21 protein-coding genes and 1 pseudogene are annotated in these 17,423 nt (G+C 36.5%); 17 read left to right on the top strand and 5 right to left on the bottom strand.

Annotated elements, in window-relative coordinates; translation table 11 throughout:
• On the bottom strand, positions 1-203 hold a 203-nt coding region (locus tag KHB02_RS19135; RefSeq protein ID WP_241113967.1), incomplete at its 3' end, for a hypothetical protein.
• Between the two features lie 405 nt (positions 204-608).
• Between KHB02_RS19135 and KHB02_RS19130 the strand changes: the two genes are divergently transcribed.
• Positions 609-1,202 (top strand): hypothetical protein, encoded by a 594-nt coding sequence (locus KHB02_RS19130; protein WP_213144263.1) that lies wholly within the window; start codon positions 609-611, stop codon positions 1,200-1,202.
• Positions 1,203-1,569: 367 nt separating this feature from the next.
• On the opposite strand, the gene KHB02_RS19125 is transcribed toward KHB02_RS19130, so the two are convergent.
• Positions 1,570-1,902 (bottom strand): DUF192 domain-containing protein, encoded by a 333-nt coding sequence (locus KHB02_RS19125; protein ID WP_213144264.1) that lies wholly within the window; start codon positions 1,900-1,902, stop codon positions 1,570-1,572.
• A 230-nt stretch (positions 1,903-2,132) separates the two neighbouring features.
• Between KHB02_RS19125 and KHB02_RS19120 the strand changes: the two genes are divergently transcribed.
• The 10 genes from KHB02_RS19120 (at position 2,133) to KHB02_RS19075 (ending at position 9,684) form a co-directional block, all read left to right on the top strand.
• Positions 2,133-2,306, top strand: coding sequence for a Flp family type IVb pilin (locus KHB02_RS19120; protein WP_213144265.1), 174 nt, complete (start codon positions 2,133-2,135; stop codon positions 2,304-2,306).
• 77 nt (positions 2,307-2,383) lie between these two features.
• Positions 2,384-2,896, top strand: coding sequence for an A24 family peptidase (locus tag KHB02_RS19115; RefSeq protein ID WP_241113966.1), 513 nt, complete (start codon positions 2,384-2,386; stop codon positions 2,894-2,896).
• A complete protein-coding gene (locus KHB02_RS19110) occupies positions 2,893-3,258 on the top strand; it encodes a TadE/TadG family type IV pilus assembly protein (RefSeq protein ID WP_213144266.1) in 366 nt (121 codons plus the stop codon). Before KHB02_RS19115 ends, KHB02_RS19110 begins: the two co-directional genes overlap by 4 nt.
• 1 nt (position 3,259) lies before the next feature.
• Positions 3,260-4,177, top strand: a complete 918-nt coding sequence (locus tag KHB02_RS19105; RefSeq protein WP_213144267.1) for a TadE/TadG family type IV pilus assembly protein — start codon at positions 3,260-3,262, stop codon at positions 4,175-4,177.
• Between the two features lie 33 nt (positions 4,178-4,210).
• Entirely contained in the window at positions 4,211-4,828 is a 618-nt protein-coding gene (gene cpaB / locus KHB02_RS19100; protein WP_213144268.1) for a Flp pilus assembly protein CpaB, read from the top strand.
• Positions 4,825-6,009, top strand: coding sequence for a CpaE/TadZ family protein (locus KHB02_RS19095; RefSeq protein WP_213144269.1), 1,185 nt, complete (start codon positions 4,825-4,827; stop codon positions 6,007-6,009). The genes cpaB and KHB02_RS19095 overlap by 4 nt, the downstream gene beginning before the upstream one ends.
• Before the next feature lie 13 nt (positions 6,010-6,022).
• Positions 6,023-7,366, top strand: coding sequence for a TadA family conjugal transfer-associated ATPase (locus KHB02_RS19090; protein WP_213144270.1), 1,344 nt, complete (start codon positions 6,023-6,025; stop codon positions 7,364-7,366).
• Between the two features lie 2 nt (positions 7,367-7,368).
• Positions 7,369-8,331, top strand: coding sequence for a type II secretion system F family protein (locus KHB02_RS19085; protein ID WP_213144271.1), 963 nt, complete (start codon positions 7,369-7,371; stop codon positions 8,329-8,331).
• A gap of 3 nt (positions 8,332-8,334) precedes the next feature.
• A complete protein-coding gene (locus KHB02_RS19080) occupies positions 8,335-9,267 on the top strand; it encodes a type II secretion system F family protein (protein WP_213144272.1) in 933 nt (310 codons plus the stop codon).
• 78 nt (positions 9,268-9,345) lie between these two features.
• Positions 9,346-9,684, top strand: coding sequence for a helix-turn-helix domain-containing protein (locus tag KHB02_RS19075; protein WP_213144273.1), 339 nt, complete (start codon positions 9,346-9,348; stop codon positions 9,682-9,684).
• Positions 9,685-9,693: 9 nt separating this feature from the next.
• Here KHB02_RS19075 and KHB02_RS19070 read toward each other — a convergent pair whose 3' ends face one another.
• Together KHB02_RS19070 and KHB02_RS19065 are read right to left on the bottom strand one after the other, a co-directional pair.
• Positions 9,694-10,326, bottom strand: coding sequence for a DUF2085 domain-containing protein (locus tag KHB02_RS19070; RefSeq protein ID WP_213144274.1), 633 nt, complete (start codon positions 10,324-10,326; stop codon positions 9,694-9,696).
• A 103-nt stretch (positions 10,327-10,429) separates the two neighbouring features.
• On the bottom strand, positions 10,430-10,651 hold the full coding sequence (locus tag KHB02_RS19065; protein WP_213144275.1) for a hypothetical protein: 222 nt from the start codon (positions 10,649-10,651) through the stop codon (positions 10,430-10,432).
• Between the two features lie 316 nt (positions 10,652-10,967).
• Between KHB02_RS19065 and KHB02_RS19060 the strand changes: the two genes are divergently transcribed.
• The 4 genes from KHB02_RS19060 to KHB02_RS19045 all read left to right on the top strand — a co-directional run bounded on the left by KHB02_RS19060 (position 10,968) and on the right by KHB02_RS19045 (position 14,334).
• Positions 10,968-11,888, top strand: coding sequence for a polysaccharide deacetylase family protein (locus KHB02_RS19060; protein ID WP_213144276.1), 921 nt, complete (start codon positions 10,968-10,970; stop codon positions 11,886-11,888).
• Between the two features lie 130 nt (positions 11,889-12,018).
• Positions 12,019-13,020: an AI-2E family transporter gene (locus tag KHB02_RS19055; RefSeq protein WP_213144277.1), complete on the top strand. Its 1,002-nt coding sequence runs from the start codon at positions 12,019-12,021 to the stop codon at positions 13,018-13,020.
• 534 nt (positions 13,021-13,554) lie between these two features.
• Positions 13,555-13,788 (top strand): group-specific protein, encoded by a 234-nt coding sequence (locus tag KHB02_RS19050; protein ID WP_213144278.1) that lies wholly within the window; start codon positions 13,555-13,557, stop codon positions 13,786-13,788.
• A gap of 111 nt (positions 13,789-13,899) precedes the next feature.
• Positions 13,900-14,334, top strand: coding sequence for a GtrA family protein (locus tag KHB02_RS19045; protein WP_213144279.1), 435 nt, complete (start codon positions 13,900-13,902; stop codon positions 14,332-14,334).
• Between the two features lie 14 nt (positions 14,335-14,348).
• On the opposite strand, the gene KHB02_RS19040 is transcribed toward KHB02_RS19045, so the two are convergent.
• Positions 14,349-15,056, bottom strand: coding sequence for a DNA alkylation repair protein (locus KHB02_RS19040; RefSeq protein WP_213144280.1), 708 nt, complete (start codon positions 15,054-15,056; stop codon positions 14,349-14,351).
• A gap of 519 nt (positions 15,057-15,575) precedes the next feature.
• On the opposite strand from KHB02_RS19040, the gene KHB02_RS19035 reads away from it, so the two are divergent.
• A complete protein-coding gene (locus KHB02_RS19035; RefSeq protein WP_213144281.1) occupies positions 15,576-16,547 on the top strand; it encodes a cation diffusion facilitator family transporter in 972 nt (323 codons plus the stop codon).
• 207 nt (positions 16,548-16,754) lie between these two features.
• Positions 16,755-17,423 (top strand): annotated as a pseudogene (locus KHB02_RS19030) (hypothetical protein); the annotation flags it as partial.

Here is a 17,423-nt window from a genome sequence, read left to right as displayed (position 1 = left end):
AGGGTGTTTCTTTTAATTATGTACTTGTCTGGAAGCTTTTTAGAGTTAATCATTACAAATTTTAGAATAATATTTTTATATTCTGTCGTGGATGTGACTTGTAATCCGCTAGCTAGAGGATTTTGTTTTGCAGCAATGGCACTAGTTAATACTGAAAATGTAAATATTATTAGGTTTATTGGTATAAATAAAGCTTTTTTCAATTCTTTGCCCACCTTTAATAAATTTCAAGAAACATTATTATGGATCTAATCATTAGTGTTTAAGTTTAGGTTCTGAACTTCTAAGTTTCATCCCGATTTCACTTGGGAATTCGGCTGTTATAATATGTGATTTATATTTTTAGCATCAGTTACCCATTCTACCACTAAATTAAGAGAACACGTTTGTTCTTTGTGTGGAAAATTTTAACTATTTTCCTAGTAATATTCAATGATTTTTAACTTAACCAAACTGTTTTAGATTTGAAAAAATAAATATTTCCGATGGATTCTAATTACAATTCACTGAAAAGAACGTAGCTATACATAATTAATAGAAATATATGGATTTTATTATTATATTTTTATAAAATGTGTGTTATATAGAACGAATAAAAGGGGGCTAATATGAAATCAATTCATTTAATACTTTCTCTGGCGTTAGAGGTTGTAGCATTAACCGGCTGTTCTTTAGTTGGTAAAAAAGTTGAACCTGAACCGAAACAGGAAGTTACTAAAGTTGAGAAAAAAGAGGTATCAGCAACAGAGGAAAAGGTTGAAGATAAGGAAATAATAGAATTTGAAGGGATTTCTTTTAAATTGCCAAAAAACAGTGCGGTTATACCACTAGAAAAACAACTATTACCAACGAAAGCATTTTTCTTAGACAGGAGTCATCTGGCAAATCTTAATATAGTAGTGGAAAGTCTAGCTAAACCTATGAAGTTGGACCAATACATTGAGGTAGTAACCAGGAGTACGGGTTATAATTATATATCAAAGCAAAATTACTCAAATGGTGAAATTCAATGGAACGAAAGCATAAGCTTAAATCAAGTAAGCGGTAAAAACATTAAATTGAATCAAAGAACTTTTATTTACAATAATAAAGCGTATATTTTCACCTACGGAGCCTCCGAAGGAAATTATGATTTATACTTAAAACTTTATGAAGAAATTACTAATTCTGTTGTTAGTTTAGCAAAACTAAAAACCATATAAACTGGATAAGTAGGAATAAAAAAGGGAGTTTAATCTATCGATTGAGCTCCCCTTTTATTTTTATAAAACAAAAAAAGGCAAAAAAATCAAGAAAGGCTGATTTTGTATTTCTTATATAGCTTCTATACGCTAATCCACGAACCAGCTTTACATTTCTTTTTTGTTTCGTAAATTGCTTTAATTACAGAAATTAAATCGGTGTGGTTTGAAGTTTTAAAATATATTTAGAATATTAATCCGAAAAATATTTATTTTTCGCAATTTGCATCAGTGTTGGTAAACACAGGTTTTAAATAGATTCTCCTAAAGAAGAATTGATCTCAGGCAGGATTTAAAGTTTTTCTCTGATTATCAAACTGTTCGAAGTTCATATTAAGCATTTTATTATGCATCCTACGTTAATTCCTAATTCTTCTGCAGATCCTGCTGGAAGTTCTAAAGTTGAATATGCTTCCTTCACGGGTTTTGTTATCCTCCATGGCCTCAATGTATGATGAATTTCCACAACCTCATTTTGTTTATCAAGGAGAACAACGTCGATAGGAAATTTCATAAAAAACATATGAACAGCATTACAAGGAACAATCCATAGCCCTTCATTGGTAATTGGATTTTTTCTAAACATTAGTCCTTTGAATCTTTTAAAAAAAGTATCTGCCATATTAATTTGATAAGGCAAAGTAATTATTTTCTTCTGCATTTTAATTCTCCTTCCTTAAAAGGTGTTAATTTGTTCATTATATTAAACATTTTTTAATTTAAAAAGAACAAAAAACTGAGGAATAATTAGAAAATTAAAGTAATTATGAGAAAAACATTAAAAAGTACGTTTAAACGAACGAATATAGACGTTTTCAAATTAGATAATTCATTTTATATTTAATTTATGTTCTTTAAATAGAACGAATAAACAAATAGGAGGAAAAAGAAATGTTACAGAAAATGAAAAATTTAGTAGTTGAAGAAGAAGGACAAGGGTTATCGGAATATGGATTGATTTTGGCTGGGGTTGTTGTAGTTGCTGTAGCCGCTGTTGGAGTATTAACTGGGGCGCTTGGAGATTTATTTGATAAATTAAAGGAAAAATTAGACGCTGCACTTTAATCAATGTAGAGCGTTCAGTTTTGGCCCTACTTTTATAGGTAGGGCTTTCCTTCTATAATAACCTGAGAGGTAACAGGATGATTATTTATTTTGTACTTATAATTGCATTATTAATTTCGTTAATTACCGATATTTTAAAAAGAAAAATATTAAATATAATAACATTACCAGCTATTCTATTCGGATTTATTTATTATGCAGTATTCCAAGGTTTAGAAGGCTTTCTATTTAGTGGAAAGGGCTTTTTACTGGGGTTGTCTCTTCTACTTATTCCTTATTTGCTTGGGGGGATGGGAGCGGGAGATGTGAAACTAATGGCCTCGGTAGGCGCTTTAATGGGGGGAAGCTTTGTTTTAAATTCATTTGTTTATATTGCGTTAATTGGAGGCCTAATCTCTGTAATCTTAATCATAAAAAAGAATGGATTTATATATTCTGTTAAATCCTTTTATTTCTATATTATTTTCTTAAGGGGTAATTTTGTCTCTCTATTATTAAGTAGAGATAAAAGTTCAAGTATTTCATTCCCTTACGGAGTAGCTATTGTGTTTGGAACACTTTGTACGTTTATTTGGGGGAGCTTTATATGAAATCTGAAAAGGGGCAATCATTAGTTGAGTTTGCGCTTATTCTTCCGGTGCTTGTATTAATTCTTCTTGGAATAGTTGATTTCGCTAGGATTTTTCATGCTTATTTAACCATTGACCATGCAGGAAGGGAAGCCGCTAGGGCAGCAAGTATTGGAAAGGATGAGGCTACCATTAAAAGTATTGCTGTTAATCAGGGCTCAAGCATTGGCTTAACAACTACACAAGTAACGGTTACCAATGGTTCGTCAGGAAATAATGCGACGATAACAATAGAATTTCCTGTAACTTTTCTTACTCCATTAATAGGAAATATTGTAGGTGCAATAACATTAAAAGATACCACGGTTATGAGGGTTGAATAATATGAGAAAAATACCATCTTTAATAAAGTTACGTGATGAAAGTGGTGGAGCTTTAGCATTTGTTGCAATTTTTTTGGTAGTTTTACTTGGCTTCACCGCGATGGTAATCGATGGTGGGAGATTGTACACCGGGAAGGGCAAGCTTCAGAAGGCTTTGGATGCTGCAGTTCTAGCAGGAGCTCAAGGGCTACGTACTAGTCAAGCAAAGGCTAGTGAAGTAGCTATAGACGTTTCCGATAAAAATGGTTTTAAAATATCAGAAAGTGACCTAACCTACACTAGTAATTCGATTAAGGTTCTTAAACGAATAAATGTACCTATGACTTTTGCAAAAGTAATTGGGATTGATAACACACCTATAAGTGCTACAGCAACAGCAAAAGTAGGTCCCTTAACTAAGGCTAGTGGCATAGCGCCTATTGTTATTGATAAAAGTAACATTCCAGATGCAAAAGTATTGAATTGTGGGGAAACAAATCCTGGGACACTTCAAGGAAATTGTGGATATCTAAAATCGGATAGTAATCTTAGAAAAGCATTTGAAGATGGTGCAACTTATGAAGCAGGTAAAACTGCTTGGACCGATCCTGGTGGAAGCGTAGGTCAAATAAGTGACGCAATTCAATATTTAATTGATAGTGATGCGGATAAGCCCCATTGCCAAAGTGCTAGTACGGCAGATAACCAATGTAAAAGGGTTATAACTGTTGTTGTTATTGATGGTTGGGTAGATGTTAAAGGGAAGGAAGTTAAAGGTTCTAGCGAGGTAAAAGTGTATGGGTTTGCGTCCTATTGGGTTGAAAAATATGAGGATAAAAAATTATATGGACAATTTATTAAAATGATTGCACCTGGTGAAATTGGTACTGGTACAGGGAATGGAGAATATTACCTCTACGGGGTAAAGCTTGTTGAGTAAAACCCTTTCTTGTTTGATATATAGGAGGATATTATGAACACAAAAAAGATATGGATAATTTCATTTGTATTAGGATTACTTTTGGCATTTGTTGTTTATCTGAGTTTTTTTTCAAAAGAAAAGTCTTCTACACCAGCTAGTACGCAAATAAATGAAGTAAAACAAAACGAGGATGTTAAAGAGCAAAAAGAAAAGGAAGAACAAAAGAAGCAGGAACAAGCCCTAAAAAGAGAGTTTTCAACCCCAATCGCAGATGTAAGCAAAGGAAAAAGGGCTATTTCATTAAGGGTAAATTTAGAACAGGGTGTTTCAGGATATGTTGCTCCGAATTCAATGGTCGATGTAATTGCTTATGAAACGACCAAAGATGATGCAACAAAAAAGGAATATAAATCAGCTGTATTAGTACTTGAAAATGTTAAAGTACTTACATCAGGTAAATCTTCAGACAAAAAAGAAGAGGCCCTTAAATATGAAACAGTAACATTAGAAGTTACTCCAGAAGAAGGAGTTATGCTTGGATTAGCATCAAAAGATAAAGATGGTTTCTATTTAATGCTCAGAAATACCGAAGACATAGAAACAGGAAAAGCCGGAATAAAGCAGACAAGGGAAGTAATAAAAGATGATACCGAGGAGGAAAAGAAATGAGCATAAACTGGGTATATTTTTCAGATATTGAATCTCCTCCTGGAGAAATAAAAAAGATATTAGAAAAACAGCAGTATCATTTTTTGTCTGTCCAAAGGATTGAAATGTTACATCCTCTATTGAAGGGGAATACGAAGTCTGTTCTATTTTTGGAGGCCAATACAAGGTTTAACGTATATGATCTATGCCAAGAAATTTCTGCACTTTATCCATATGTTTATATCATTCTTATTGTTCCTGAAGAAAGTGAAAACTTGAAAAGTGCAATGTTAAACGGGGCTTCAGATACACTCCGTTCTAACTATGACATCGGAGAACTTTCTGAAGCAGTCGCACATGCTAAGAAATTTATGCATCATCGGGCAACCATGGAACCAGGAACGGTTAGTCTTTTAATTGAGAAATGTAGGGTTATTGCAGTATCTAGCCCTAAGGGGGGCGTGGGCAGAACAGTATTAACAGTTAACCTTGCAGTTGCCTTTGCAAAAATGGGGAAAAAAGTTGCTGTTATAGATGGAAACCTCCAATTTGGAGAAGTTGGTATCTATTATAATGTAAAGCCAAAAAGGACCATTTATGAATGGGTAAAAGAGGGATACGCCCGTCCTAATTATTCCATTAATCAATATATGACTCTCGTTGACGGGAGTGTCTCTGTTCTCGCTGCGCCGCTCAGGCCAGAATTTTTTGAAGGGATTTCGGAAAAACACATGACAGAGGCCATTGATGAAGCAAAAAAAATATTTGATATTATCTTAATTGATATGCCAGTATATTTATCCGAAATTCATCTGCGTTGCCTTGATTTAACAGATGATATCTTACTCCTAGCAATCAATGAAATACCTGGACTAAGATTATGTCAGCTATATTTAGACACTTTAGAATCTATAAATCTAAAAGATAAAGTAAAACTTGTTCTGAATCGCTATTCAAAAGGTCAAGGGCTTGAAATGAAGAAAATTAAAGAAATTTTATCAATAGATGTTTATCACACTCTTCCTGATCAATTTAATATTGTGTCATCTTCCATAAAGACTGGACAGCCGTATTTACTATCAAATCCTCGAAGCACAATTGGAAAGGCAGTTTTGCAACTTACCGAAAAGCTTTCTGAACAAAAAAGCGATGGACTAATAGAAGTAAAGAAAGAGAAAAAATGGTTTCATGTAGGTAAATGAGGTGGGTATAGAAATGTCTTTGTTTAAACGTTATATAGAGGCAACTAGTACCAATAATTTAAATAAGGAAATATTAGAGTTACCTGTCCCTAAAAAATCTCAAGATTTTTGGGACATCGAATCAAATCTCCATAATTTTCTGCTTGAGGAACTAAAAAAATATCCAGGACAGAGTAAAGAAACAGAGAAAAGAAAAATAGAGGAATTGGCCGAAGTCTTTTTTGAGCAAGAAGGTACTAGGTTGACGTTTGAAGAGAAGCAGGAAGCTCTCGACTACGTAAAGGATGAGTTACTTGCATATGGTCCAATTACTCCATTATTAGAGAACCCTTTAATTAGTGAGGTCATGGTAAATAAGTTTGATGAAATTTACTATGAAAAAAACGGTAAGATATACAGAAGTCAGGTTAATTTTACTGATAATCAACACGTTATGCGTGTTATAGAGAGGATTGTTTCACCAATCGGCCGAAGAGTGGATGAAAGCTCACCGATGGTAGATGCCAGGCTTCCAGATGGTTCGCGTGTAAACGCAATCATTCCCCCTCTAGCACTTAAAGGGCCTAGTTTGACTATCCGAAAATTCTCTGAGACCCCATTTACAATAAAAGATATAATTCACTTTGGTACAGTCAATGAAATGATGGCGGAGTTTCTTGAAGTTTGTGTTAAATCTAGACTCAATATCTTTATTAGTGGTGGAACAGGCTCTGGGAAGACCTCCACATTAAATGTGCTATCGTCCTTTATTCCAAACCATGAGCGAATCGTAACAATTGAGGATGCTGCCGAGCTTAAGCTTTATCAAGAACATATTGTATCATTGGAGTCACGGCCACCAAATATTGAGGGAAAAGGAGAAATAAAAATTCGAGATTTAGTGCGGAATTCGCTACGAATGCGCCCTGACCGAATTGTTGTCGGGGAGGTTCGCGGTGCTGAAGCATTAGATATGCTCCAAGCGATGAATACAGGGCATGACGGCAGTTTAAGTACGGGGCATGCTAACTCGCCAAGAGATATACTATCACGTTTGGAAACAATGGTTTTAATGGCTGGATTTGACCTTCCAGTAAGGGCCATCCGAGAACAAATAGCTAGTGCCATCGATTTAATTGTTCACCAATCAAGATTAAAGGATGGGACTAGAAAAATAACTCATATAACCGAAGTGCAAGGGATGGAAGGTGAAGTAATTGTTCTTCAGGATATTTTTAGATTCAAAGAAACAGGTTTTAATCCTGAAGGGAAAATTGAAGGTGACTTCATTAGTACTGGTATTCGTCCGAAGTTCACTGAGCAGCTCGAATTAAATGGATACAAAATCCCTGCTTCATGGTTTATTGGGGAGTGGTAAAAATGAAAATGTTACTAGAATTATTCTTGATTGTTATCGTTACAAGTATTGCAATGTATTTTATATTAAGCGGGTATGCTAGCAAACGCAGAATCAACAATCGTATTAAAGAATTTTTGCCCTCTCAACATATGGAGGAAGAGGTTAATCCGGGAAAAAAAGGTCCATCCTTTCTTAAACGTTTATTTATTTCTTTATCAAATATATTTAGAAGTGTTCAATTTAGTGAAAGCACTGAAAAATTATTAATGGAAGCCGGTAGTAAGTTGAGGCCAGAAGAATTTTTTGCAGTGCGGTTACTTGGCGCATTAGGGATAGGAACTTTTACGAGCTTAATCGGAGCAGCGTGGTATCTGTTTCTTTTAACAGTAGTTATTGGTTTTCTCATTCCTAAAATGGTTATAAAACATAAAAGAAAAAAACGCTTAGCATACATCAACTACCAGTTAATTGAAGTGTTAGGGATGATGTCAAATTCTATGAGAGCCGGCTTCAGTTTCATGCAGGCGATGCAGCTTGTGGGGAAAGAAATGTCAGATCCACTTGGTCCAGAATTTGATCGTGTAGTTCGTCAAACAGGGCTAGGAGTTCCAATAGAAGACGTGTTTGAGGAGATGGTAAATAGATTACCGAATAATGAATTGGAGGTCGTTGCAAGAGCAATCCTAGCACAAAGAAGAAGTGGTGGTAATTTAGCTGAGTTGTTGGAAACGATGGAGGAAACAATTAGAGGCAGGGTTCGTATTTTAGAGGAATTAAGGACTTTAACAGCTCAAGGAAGAATGTCTTCCTGGATTATTACCTTAATCCCTGTATGCCTAGGCTTTTATTTAGCATTAGTAAATAGAGAATACTTTGCACCAATGCTACAGCACCCGCTCGGTTGGATGATGCTTATTATAGCTTCCATCTCAACCATTATTGGCTGGATATTTATTCGAAAAATAATTCAAATCGAGGTGTAAAGAATGCTGAATATGATTTTATTATTTTTATTAATAGGTTTTTTAACCTTGATTATTACTGCAATTCTATTAACTGTTTATAAAAAGCAACTTGTCCTTAATGACCGAGTAAATAAGTTTTTTGGTGAAGCTATTACAACACTAAATGGAGATTCTGTAAAAGAAAGAAAAAATAAACGGTTTAGTAAACTAATAGAGTTGTATTGGACAAAGGGAACTCAGGCTTTAAGTAAAAGAGTGTCATCACTTGAGAGGAAAAAGTTAGATACACTTTTAAGAGATGCTGGTTACCCATTTAAGTCTGCCATTGACTTCAGATTGTTTCAAATTGTACTAGGTGTAGGTTTGAGCTTGCCTGTTTTCTTTTTTCTTTTACCAATAGCAGAAAACAAGATGCTTGCTTGGTTAATGATTATCACATTGGCCTTTTTAGGATTTCGAATTCCGATTTTTTATCTCGGTAAAAAGAAAACAGCAAGAATCAAAGCAATCAATAGGTCAATGCCAGATTTTTTTGATACCGTAAATCTTTTGCTTGAAGCTGGTATGGGACTTGATTTGGCGTTAGCTGAGGTTTCTAGAAAAATAAAAGGTCCTTTAGCTGATGAATTTATTCAAACTTTAGAGGATATGAAATTAGGTAAATCAAGACGTGATTCTTTCTATGAGTTGAAGAAGCGTGTACCTTCAGACTCTTTTCAAAGCGTCATTACTGCATTGATTCAGGCGGACCAACTAGGAATCGGGATGGCAAAAGTGCTTGGTAATTTGACAATAAGAATTCGAGAACAACGTCGTGAGGCTGCTCGTGAACAGGCTATGAAAGCTCCGGTGAAAATGTTATTTCCTATGGTAATCTTCATTTTCCCTTCCATTTTTATTGTAATCTTAGGACCACTTGTAATTTATTTAATCACAAAGGGACTTGGGGGATAATCAAGTTTAATTATCGGCAATTTAGAAGAACATAGACGAATGGTGGGGATAATAGTTTCAGGATAAAGGAGAGATAAAATGGATGGAAAAAAACTTCAAAGGTTGCGTACAGAGAAAGGATATTCAATAACTAAACTAAGCCTTTTAACCGGTATTTCAAAGTCCTACTTAAGTTTATTAGAGAGAGAGATTCAAACTAATCCAGGATTAGAAGTGTTGGATAGAATATCAGGCGCGCTGGAAATACCAGTTGAACTTCTAATTTCAAAAGAAAGTGAAGATGAAACTGCTATTAGTGCAACACCAACAGGAAAAAGCAAACTAAAAGTCGAAATTGAATTATCTGAGGGCCAGTTGAGTCCTCAGAAATTACAACATATCAAAGAATTAATTGATGCAATAAATAATGAAGTGTAAATTTCTGAGTTAAGAAATTATCAATTGATGCAGTAAAGATAGTAATGATAAAAATATCAAACTACTAATAGAGGATAATGTCCATTTGAGACCTAACAGAGAAATCCCTAAAAATAGAAATGAAGCAAACAAACTAAACCAAATGATAATCATAAAAACAATGAAGCTGTTGAGTACGAGATAATGAATTATTCCCGAAAATACAACCATACCTAAACAAACACTTACAAGAATAGGTACAATCAAATCTATGTAACGGTTAATGACTGGACGACTGGTATCTTCAAGAGATTTGCCCTTAACGATCGGATAAACAAAGTACGGCAGCACCCACCCAAAACATATCCCAGTCACCAATCTTCGTGCATTTGTACTCTCAAATAAATGTGCATAAGACCCAACACCATCAATCATTAGAGGCACCATAAACAATAGAAGGAAAAAGCTCGTTTTAACGGTTGGAATAGTGACAGCCACCTTCCGTTTAACCAAATGTAAATAAATATGTGTCGAAAAGATCCCTATGTAAATCCCCGTGTCACGTGCACAGATAGACAAGGACTTCCCGTCTACATGGAGTGATCGTTCCTCTAATTGGTGGCAAATAGCCCGGCCGAAAAAGTCCAAAATATCTTGTAGCACAACTGATCACTCCTTAGTGAAAAGAACCCAACCTTCCTGCTAAAGAAGTTGGGTTCTTATTTTTTTAAACTTTAACAAGTCTGCAGCCCCTATCTGTCCTTCCCTAATACCCCGTCATAAAGGCAGGCGCCAATGACAACGCCGACAAAGCGAACCAACAGATGCAACTTAACACAATAGAAACAATTCCTAAAATCAAACAAGTTTTCCCAATAGCCTTTTTCTCCATGTCTTGGTCATTCATCCAGATAATCCCTAATATAATTCCAATAATGGGTATGAAAAACGATAAGATGTAAAGCAATGCTTTCATTCCACCGGACACGAGATCACCTCCAAATGTCGAAAACTTTCGGCTTCCCCCTAAGGACGGGAAAATCCTCACACAATGATATGTATGACATAGGAAAATGGAATTTGCCTGTACCATTTGGAAAAAATTGATTGATTTTCCACCCGTTTGAAGTGTTTTTTAGTTACAATGAGGAGGATAGATTTTTGTAAGTACTTGTCTAAATATCTATTAATCTGCCAATTGTTTTAATATAATTGTAATATTTTTAATAGATTTGTAACAACGTGGAGGGGAAATCGTCTATAATGGTGGATGAAAAATAAATACCTTCAAAGAGGGATGAACGATGGGGAAACTGAAGAGGAGAAGACAGGTGAGGGGGGCTGTATTCCTTCTTACCATGATTGGGCTGCTGGCCATTGGAATGTTTGCCGTAAACTATTTTCAGGCAAACGCGGCAGGCAAATCTGCTAATCAGGCAAACAACGAGCCTATGAAAAAGGCAAATGCTGCGATGATGGGAAAAGGGGCCCATGATGACCAGCAGGAAAAAGAAATGATCCGAAAACAAATGGAAAAAGCCATGGCGTTTAGAAATGAACAAGAGAAAAGGAAGGACCAGGAAAATCCATCACAGCCGGCAGCAGCCCAACCGCCTGCTCAGCCAAATGGCAAAAGAACAATTTATTTAACATTTGACGATGGGCCATCGGCCATATCGGGCGACATCATTGCACTCTTGGAGCAACACCATTTTAAGGGAACTTTTTTTATGATTGATGGAAATATCCGCAAATACCCAGATGCAGCGAAATTAATGGTTCAGACCGGAGAAGCGGTGGGACTGCATAGTGTCTCGCATCGGAAAGAAGTATTTTATGCTTCAGCCGATTCTGTTTTAGGCGAGTTAACCCAGAATCGGAATACATTAAGGGAAATTACTAGGGTAGATTCTTTTTTAGCAAGAACACCATACGGAAGCTCGCCTTATATGACACCTCAATATAAACAGGTTGTTAAGGATAACGGCTATTTCATGTGGGATTGGAATATTGACAGCAAAGACTGGTATTATAAAGACGCGCGGTACATCGACAACGTCATCGCCCAACTTAATGCGAAGGCAGGTCACAATGGGCCGCTTGTGATTCTTCTTCATGAGAAAAAAGAAACGCTCGCCCATTTGCCGCAACTGCTCGATTATTTAACCCAGCAGGGCTTTGAAAGTAAGGCGATTGACAGCACGATACCACCAGTTCAATTTTAAAAAAATGTGTTCACATTTAATCCAATATTTAAATTCGAAAAAATGTAAACAAATTTGATATAATAAATTTGTAAATTTCACAATTTTAGTGAAGGTTATAGTAAAACATAATGGGGTTCGATAATTACCGATGATGAATAAACTTTACCAGACCAGAGGCTTCAAGAGAATCTTAATCTTCATTGTGATTGCGTTGGCTTTATATGCGATGAAATCAATTATTAATTTAATATTGCTGACCTTCATATTTGCGTTTTTAATGGATCGGCTCGTTCAATTTATTGAAGACAAAATCCCGCTAAATAGAAAGCTGCTGGTGGTTATTTCGTATGCCACGATTGTCGGTTTGCTCACCTATGGCTTGGTTATGTACCTGCCGATGATTGCGGGAGAAATCACGGCCCTCATTAAACAGCTGACGGCTTTTTATACATCGAAGCATGATAATGTGGTCCTGAATTATATTGTCAGCCAAATGAATGAGGTGAAAATCTCCAGTTATTTGGAACAGGGAGTCACATACCTTTTAAAGTACTTTACAGACATTAGCAAAATAAGCCTGCAGGTTTTGCTGGCGCTTCTATTAAGTTTATTTTTCCTATTAGAAAAACCAAGGCTGATTGAATTCACCGGGAAATTTAAGACGAGTAAGGTTGCCTCGATTTACGTTGAAATTGAATTCTTTGCGCAGAAGTTTGTCCGGACGTTTGGTAAAGTAATCGAAGCGCAATTAATTATTGCAGTTGTAAACTGTATTTTAACAACCATTTCACTTTGGCTGCTGGACTTCCCGCAGCTAGGCGGCTTGTCGATTATGATTTTCCTGCTGGGCTTGATCCCCGTAGCAGGGGTCATTATTTCTTTGATTCCGCTAACCATCATCGCCTATAGTATAGGAGGTCTGATGAAGGTCCTTTATGTCGGGATTGCCATCGCCATCATCCATGGCATCGAGGCCTATATTTTGAACCCGAATTTAATGAGCTCGAAAACGAATTTGCCGGTTTTCTATACCTTCATCGTGTTGATTTTCTCTGAGCACTTCTTCGGAGTTTGGGGGTTAATTATCGGGATTCCAGTATTTGTTTTCCTCTTGGATGTTTTGGAAGTTACAGAAAATAAGAAGTCGTAATTTATTGCGAAGAGACCTTGTCTAATCTGCCCACGAAACATGAGATAAAAACTGCTCGGTGTTAAGAAGCCTGTACAGTACGGGACTCTTACTACCGAGTTTTTCTTTTAATCTATAGTTGTTGTAGTAACTTATAGATTTTACAAAATATTTCCAAAATTGGGTATGAGACATACTTACTCGGGGGTATTATGAATATATCGAGAAGATCACTTTAATAAGCCCTAGGATAAATAGCATAATAAGTGACGAAGGAGTGAGATAACATATTTAATCCTGTTTTTCTAAAGTCAATTGTATATGCTGGGCTGATATCAAATGTCCTTGGGATTGTAGTTTGTTTGTTATTTAGAGAATTTTATTTCATTCCCGGAAAATCGTTTGGTTTATCAATCTGGGTAACGTTATATGTTTTTTTTAAGAAAATTCTAGGTATATGGTAAAGTGACAAGTACGCATCTTGTAATAGATGGGTATTTTTTGTTTTACCGAAAAAGTGGTATCCTTATTACATGTTGATAAGGAGGGAATATCATGAGCGAATGTAAGCTGGACCATTCACATGATGATGTAAAAAAGAAATACGAGTCACAGGCAGCCTTTTTACCGGAGGATATGCAGCCATTGTTTGAGCAGTTTTTCGAAAAAGAACACACCCAGGACATTTTAAATGAAGTGTTTCATTTATTGAAAAAATATGATTTGGCATCCGAGGAAGAAAAGATTGAACGGACAAACCGTTTGAATATGGTGTTGAGAAACTTATAAAATGAAGTAGTAGCCTCCCGTGTATTAAACTTGGGAGGTTTTTGTTGTTTAAGGTGGCGAATTGAAGGGCATTTTAGAAACAATTGAATAGTATTATACGGAGGTTCATTAATGAAGTACTCCTTTATTCGTTTTTTAATTGTCGGAGTCATCAATACGATAGTAGGTTTAACCACCATGTATGTGCTGCTGAACGGGTTACGTTTATCCTACTGGTGGGCCACCCTGTTGGGGAATATCGTCGGGGCAGGGGTCAGTTTTATTTTGAACAGAAATTTCACCTTTAAAAACGACGCTGCGATTGGTGGCAGCCTTGTCCGATTTGTCATTGTGATTGGTATTTGTTATTTTGTTTCTTACTCTTTAGGACTGAAACTAGCTATTTGGTTTTTAGAAAAATTGTCATTGTTTCCGAAGGAGTTTGCAAAGGATTTAGCGGTTTTAATAGGGACTGGAATTTATGCTATTATGAATTATTTAGGTCAGAAACATTTTGTTTTTAAAAGTGCAGAAAAAAGCAAAACGGACCCCAATGTTATTACATAGAGGGTCCTTTCAAGTTAACAAATGCACGTCTTCCTTTTAACACCAATTCTATTGAGATTTTCAACTTTTTTAATGTAATCTGCTGCTAATGGTACCTTACAAGCTGTCCTGCCGACATCAACTTGAACTTTACCAATTTTCTCTGCCACACTTTTGGCTTCTTCATTCAGTTCAGTCACATAGGCTCCGACACTAATAACAAACCCATTCATCACATAGCGAACGCGGTTTTTCTCCTGATGGATGGTTGAATCAACCTGATGCAGCAAGCTCCGAATCTCCCCTAGATCTAGCATTTCGTCAGGAGTTATGGAGAGATAGTTCGAATATGTACTCCATCCGGCCACTGCAATCATTTCTTCATCAGACTTCATCCATTCCCTGGCCAGTTCGAGCGCAAACGGAGATTCTGCCGCAACCCCGGAAACCGTATATTCAGCAAGCATGTACCAATCAGCTTTCTGAACCCAATAGTGGAGTGTTTCCTTCGAAATTAATTTTGGATTAACTGATAAACCAGCCAGGTACATAGCATCACTATTACCGGTTTGGTATAAAGCAAGTGCCAGATCTTGATTCTTTTTCACATGTTTAACGAGCTTTTTTAAATCGCCGACTTTTACCCCAAATAAAGGTCCACGCGCCCCATGATTGAAAAATGTCTTCTTCGTTTGTTCCGAACCGAGCTCCTCGAGTGTCTGCATAATCTCTTCTAACTTCATTTTCCGCCCCCCGGCTTTTCTCCTATTTTATCATCATTATGGAAATTTTTCTGTTATCGCATTCATTAATCCTTTTTAGAAAATATTAAGATTAGGCAATTTTATATGAAGGAAGGTTATAAAGCATCATAGTGCATGAACGAAAATTTTTTTAGCTTAAAAGTAGTTATGAAGCGCTCATAACGCCCGAACGAATAAATTTATTGGTCAAAGAGTAGTTATGAAGCCGTTCATAACGCCCGAACGGATACATTTATTGGTCAAAGAGTAATTATAAAGCATTCATAACGCCCGAACGGATACATTTATTGGTCAAAGAGTAGTTATGAAGCGTTCATAACGCCTGAACGGATACATTTATTGGTCAAAGAGTAGTTATGAAGCGTTCATAATGTCCGAACAGATAAATCTTCTGGTTAAAGAGTAGTTATAAAGCGTTCATAATGCCCGAACTGGAATTAGAAGCCTATCAAATGTAGTTATGAATGCAAAATGAATTAGTAGAAAAGGGGACATCGGATGGGAGAACTATTTAAGTTATTAAAACGTGGTAATAAATCAGCAATGCTGGCGGCTATTGTGAATACCGTTATTGCCATTATTAAAGGCGTGGCTTATATGTTTACTGGAAATGTAGCGATGTTTGCGGAAACCATGCATAGTTTAGGGGACGCTGCAAACCAGTTTTTTGTGTTTATCGGATCGGCTTTAAGTAAAAAAGCCCCGACGGAAAAATTTCCAAACGGATTCGGCCGGCTTGTCAATCTAGTTTTACTTGGCGCGGTGTTGATTGTCGGGATTATGGCGTTTGAAACTATTAAAGAGGGTTATCACCATATGGTTCATCCAACTGCGTCCGGCGGTTTTATCATCAATATTATTGTTTTGGGAGTGGCGACCATTCTTGAGACATTTGTTCTTTTTAAAGCCATGAAAGAGATCTTACATGAAATTGGAATGGAGGCTACTGGTCCAAGTGTGTTTGCTAAAAGCTTTGCCAATCTGGGCAGAGCCAAGCCGGCGACGAAGCTTGTATTTATGGAGGACCTTGTTGCAACCATGGGCGGTTTGCTGGCCATTATCGCTGTTGTTATTGCCCATTTTTCCAACATCCATTGGCTCGAAGGTTTAGCTTCCATTTTGATTGGTGCCATGATGTTTTTTGTGGTCGGCAGGGTATTTTTGGACAATGCAGCGGGGGTAATTGGCCAAGCCGACGAAGAAATGGAGAACAAAATTGGCTCGCTTGTTATTGCAGATCCGGATGTCAAGGATATTCAAGGAATTACTGTTATTAAGGAAGGGGAAGACCTCCATGTTGAATTGGAAATAGAAGTTGATCCGCAGCTTACAGTTGCCGAGGCGGATGATATTAGAGACCGCTTGGCGGAAAAAATACTGGCTGAAAACGGCGTAGTCGATGTCAAAATTGAAATTGATGAAGAAGACGAAGTTATGCACTGGGAAAACAAACCCCGGCCTACTGTGTAGTAGGTCTCTTTTACTAATTATTCGTTCTTTATAATGAAATAATAGTAGATTTTTATAGGTTCGTCATTTATACTAGATTTAGTCGTTCTTTAGATAGAACAAAATTTATTTTAAATAAAGAAATTTAATATAAAGGGGGAATTCTATATTTCATGATGGGTCAGATAATAAGGGTTTTCCTAGAAAAACTATTTGGGGGATATTTTTATGAAGAAAAAGTCTAAGATTTCTTTATTGACGTTGGCTGTAATGCTTATTGGAGGTTTATTCTTTGGGTTTCATTCAACTCTAGCAGATAATGGACAAACTATTATGGTCCATATAGACGGTGAACCTGTTAATATTAAGAATTTCACCATTTATTATACAATGGATAATTCATCGGTAGAACACACTGCGGTACTTGTAAGAGATAATGATGACCAACCATTTTTCGGTAATTTGTCTTTTGAGGGAAAAGTACCTAGCACTATATATGCAAAGGGATTTTTAGGAGAGAAGGAATATAATACTACTTTAAGCGATAACGGCAAAGGAAATCCAAACGGAAACGGTATATTAGTTTATTGGGCAAAGGTTGGCAATGCAGTGGTACAACCACCTGATGAGGAAAAGCCACCAGTTGAGGAACCGGGAAATGGGGATACAAATAACCCACCAGCCGAAGAACCAGGAAGTGGGAATCCACCGTCGTCGGGAGATAATTCTGGTGGTCAAACACAACAACCAGGTGACACCCAAGGAAACCAACCAGGCAATACTTCAAGTAACACCCAAAATGGAACCACCCCAACAACTACGACTACACCTACAACAACAACTCAACCACAAACAACTCAAGTTACTCAGCCGGCAGTCCAGACTCTCTCAACCGTA

The organism is Neobacillus citreus (assembly GCF_018343545.2).
Lineage (GTDB): Bacteria > Bacillota > Bacilli > Bacillales > Cytobacillaceae > Neobacillus > Neobacillus citreus.
The sequence above is the reverse complement of the archived record's forward strand: the minus strand, read 5'-3'. Positions and strand labels throughout refer to the sequence as shown.

Coding starts and splice junctions, on each gene's coding strand:
- KHB02_RS19130 (WP_213144263.1), top strand. CDS start 609: ATGAAATCAATTCATTTAATACTTTCTCTGGCGTTAGAGGTTGTAGCA.
- KHB02_RS19125 (WP_213144264.1), bottom strand. CDS start 1,902: ATGCAGAAGAAAATAATTACTTTGCCTTATCAAATTAATATGGCAGAT.
- KHB02_RS19120 (WP_213144265.1), top strand. CDS start 2,133: ATGTTACAGAAAATGAAAAATTTAGTAGTTGAAGAAGAAGGACAAGGG.
- KHB02_RS19115 (WP_241113966.1), top strand. CDS start 2,384: ATGATTATTTATTTTGTACTTATAATTGCATTATTAATTTCGTTAATT.
- KHB02_RS19110 (WP_213144266.1), top strand. CDS start 2,893: ATGAAATCTGAAAAGGGGCAATCATTAGTTGAGTTTGCGCTTATTCTT.
- KHB02_RS19105 (WP_213144267.1), top strand. CDS start 3,260: ATGAGAAAAATACCATCTTTAATAAAGTTACGTGATGAAAGTGGTGGA.
- cpaB (WP_213144268.1), top strand. CDS start 4,211: ATGAACACAAAAAAGATATGGATAATTTCATTTGTATTAGGATTACTT.
- KHB02_RS19095 (WP_213144269.1), top strand. CDS start 4,825: ATGAGCATAAACTGGGTATATTTTTCAGATATTGAATCTCCTCCTGGA.
- KHB02_RS19090 (WP_213144270.1), top strand. CDS start 6,023: ATGTCTTTGTTTAAACGTTATATAGAGGCAACTAGTACCAATAATTTA.
- KHB02_RS19085 (WP_213144271.1), top strand. CDS start 7,369: ATGAAAATGTTACTAGAATTATTCTTGATTGTTATCGTTACAAGTATT.
- KHB02_RS19080 (WP_213144272.1), top strand. CDS start 8,335: ATGCTGAATATGATTTTATTATTTTTATTAATAGGTTTTTTAACCTTG.
- KHB02_RS19075 (WP_213144273.1), top strand. CDS start 9,346: ATGGATGGAAAAAAACTTCAAAGGTTGCGTACAGAGAAAGGATATTCA.
- KHB02_RS19060 (WP_213144276.1), top strand. CDS start 10,968: ATGGGGAAACTGAAGAGGAGAAGACAGGTGAGGGGGGCTGTATTCCTT.
- KHB02_RS19055 (WP_213144277.1), top strand. CDS start 12,019: ATGATGAATAAACTTTACCAGACCAGAGGCTTCAAGAGAATCTTAATC.
- KHB02_RS19050 (WP_213144278.1), top strand. CDS start 13,555: ATGAGCGAATGTAAGCTGGACCATTCACATGATGATGTAAAAAAGAAA.
- KHB02_RS19045 (WP_213144279.1), top strand. CDS start 13,900: ATGAAGTACTCCTTTATTCGTTTTTTAATTGTCGGAGTCATCAATACG.
- KHB02_RS19040 (WP_213144280.1), bottom strand. CDS start 15,056: ATGAAGTTAGAAGAGATTATGCAGACACTCGAGGAGCTCGGTTCGGAA.
- KHB02_RS19035 (WP_213144281.1), top strand. CDS start 15,576: ATGGGAGAACTATTTAAGTTATTAAAACGTGGTAATAAATCAGCAATG.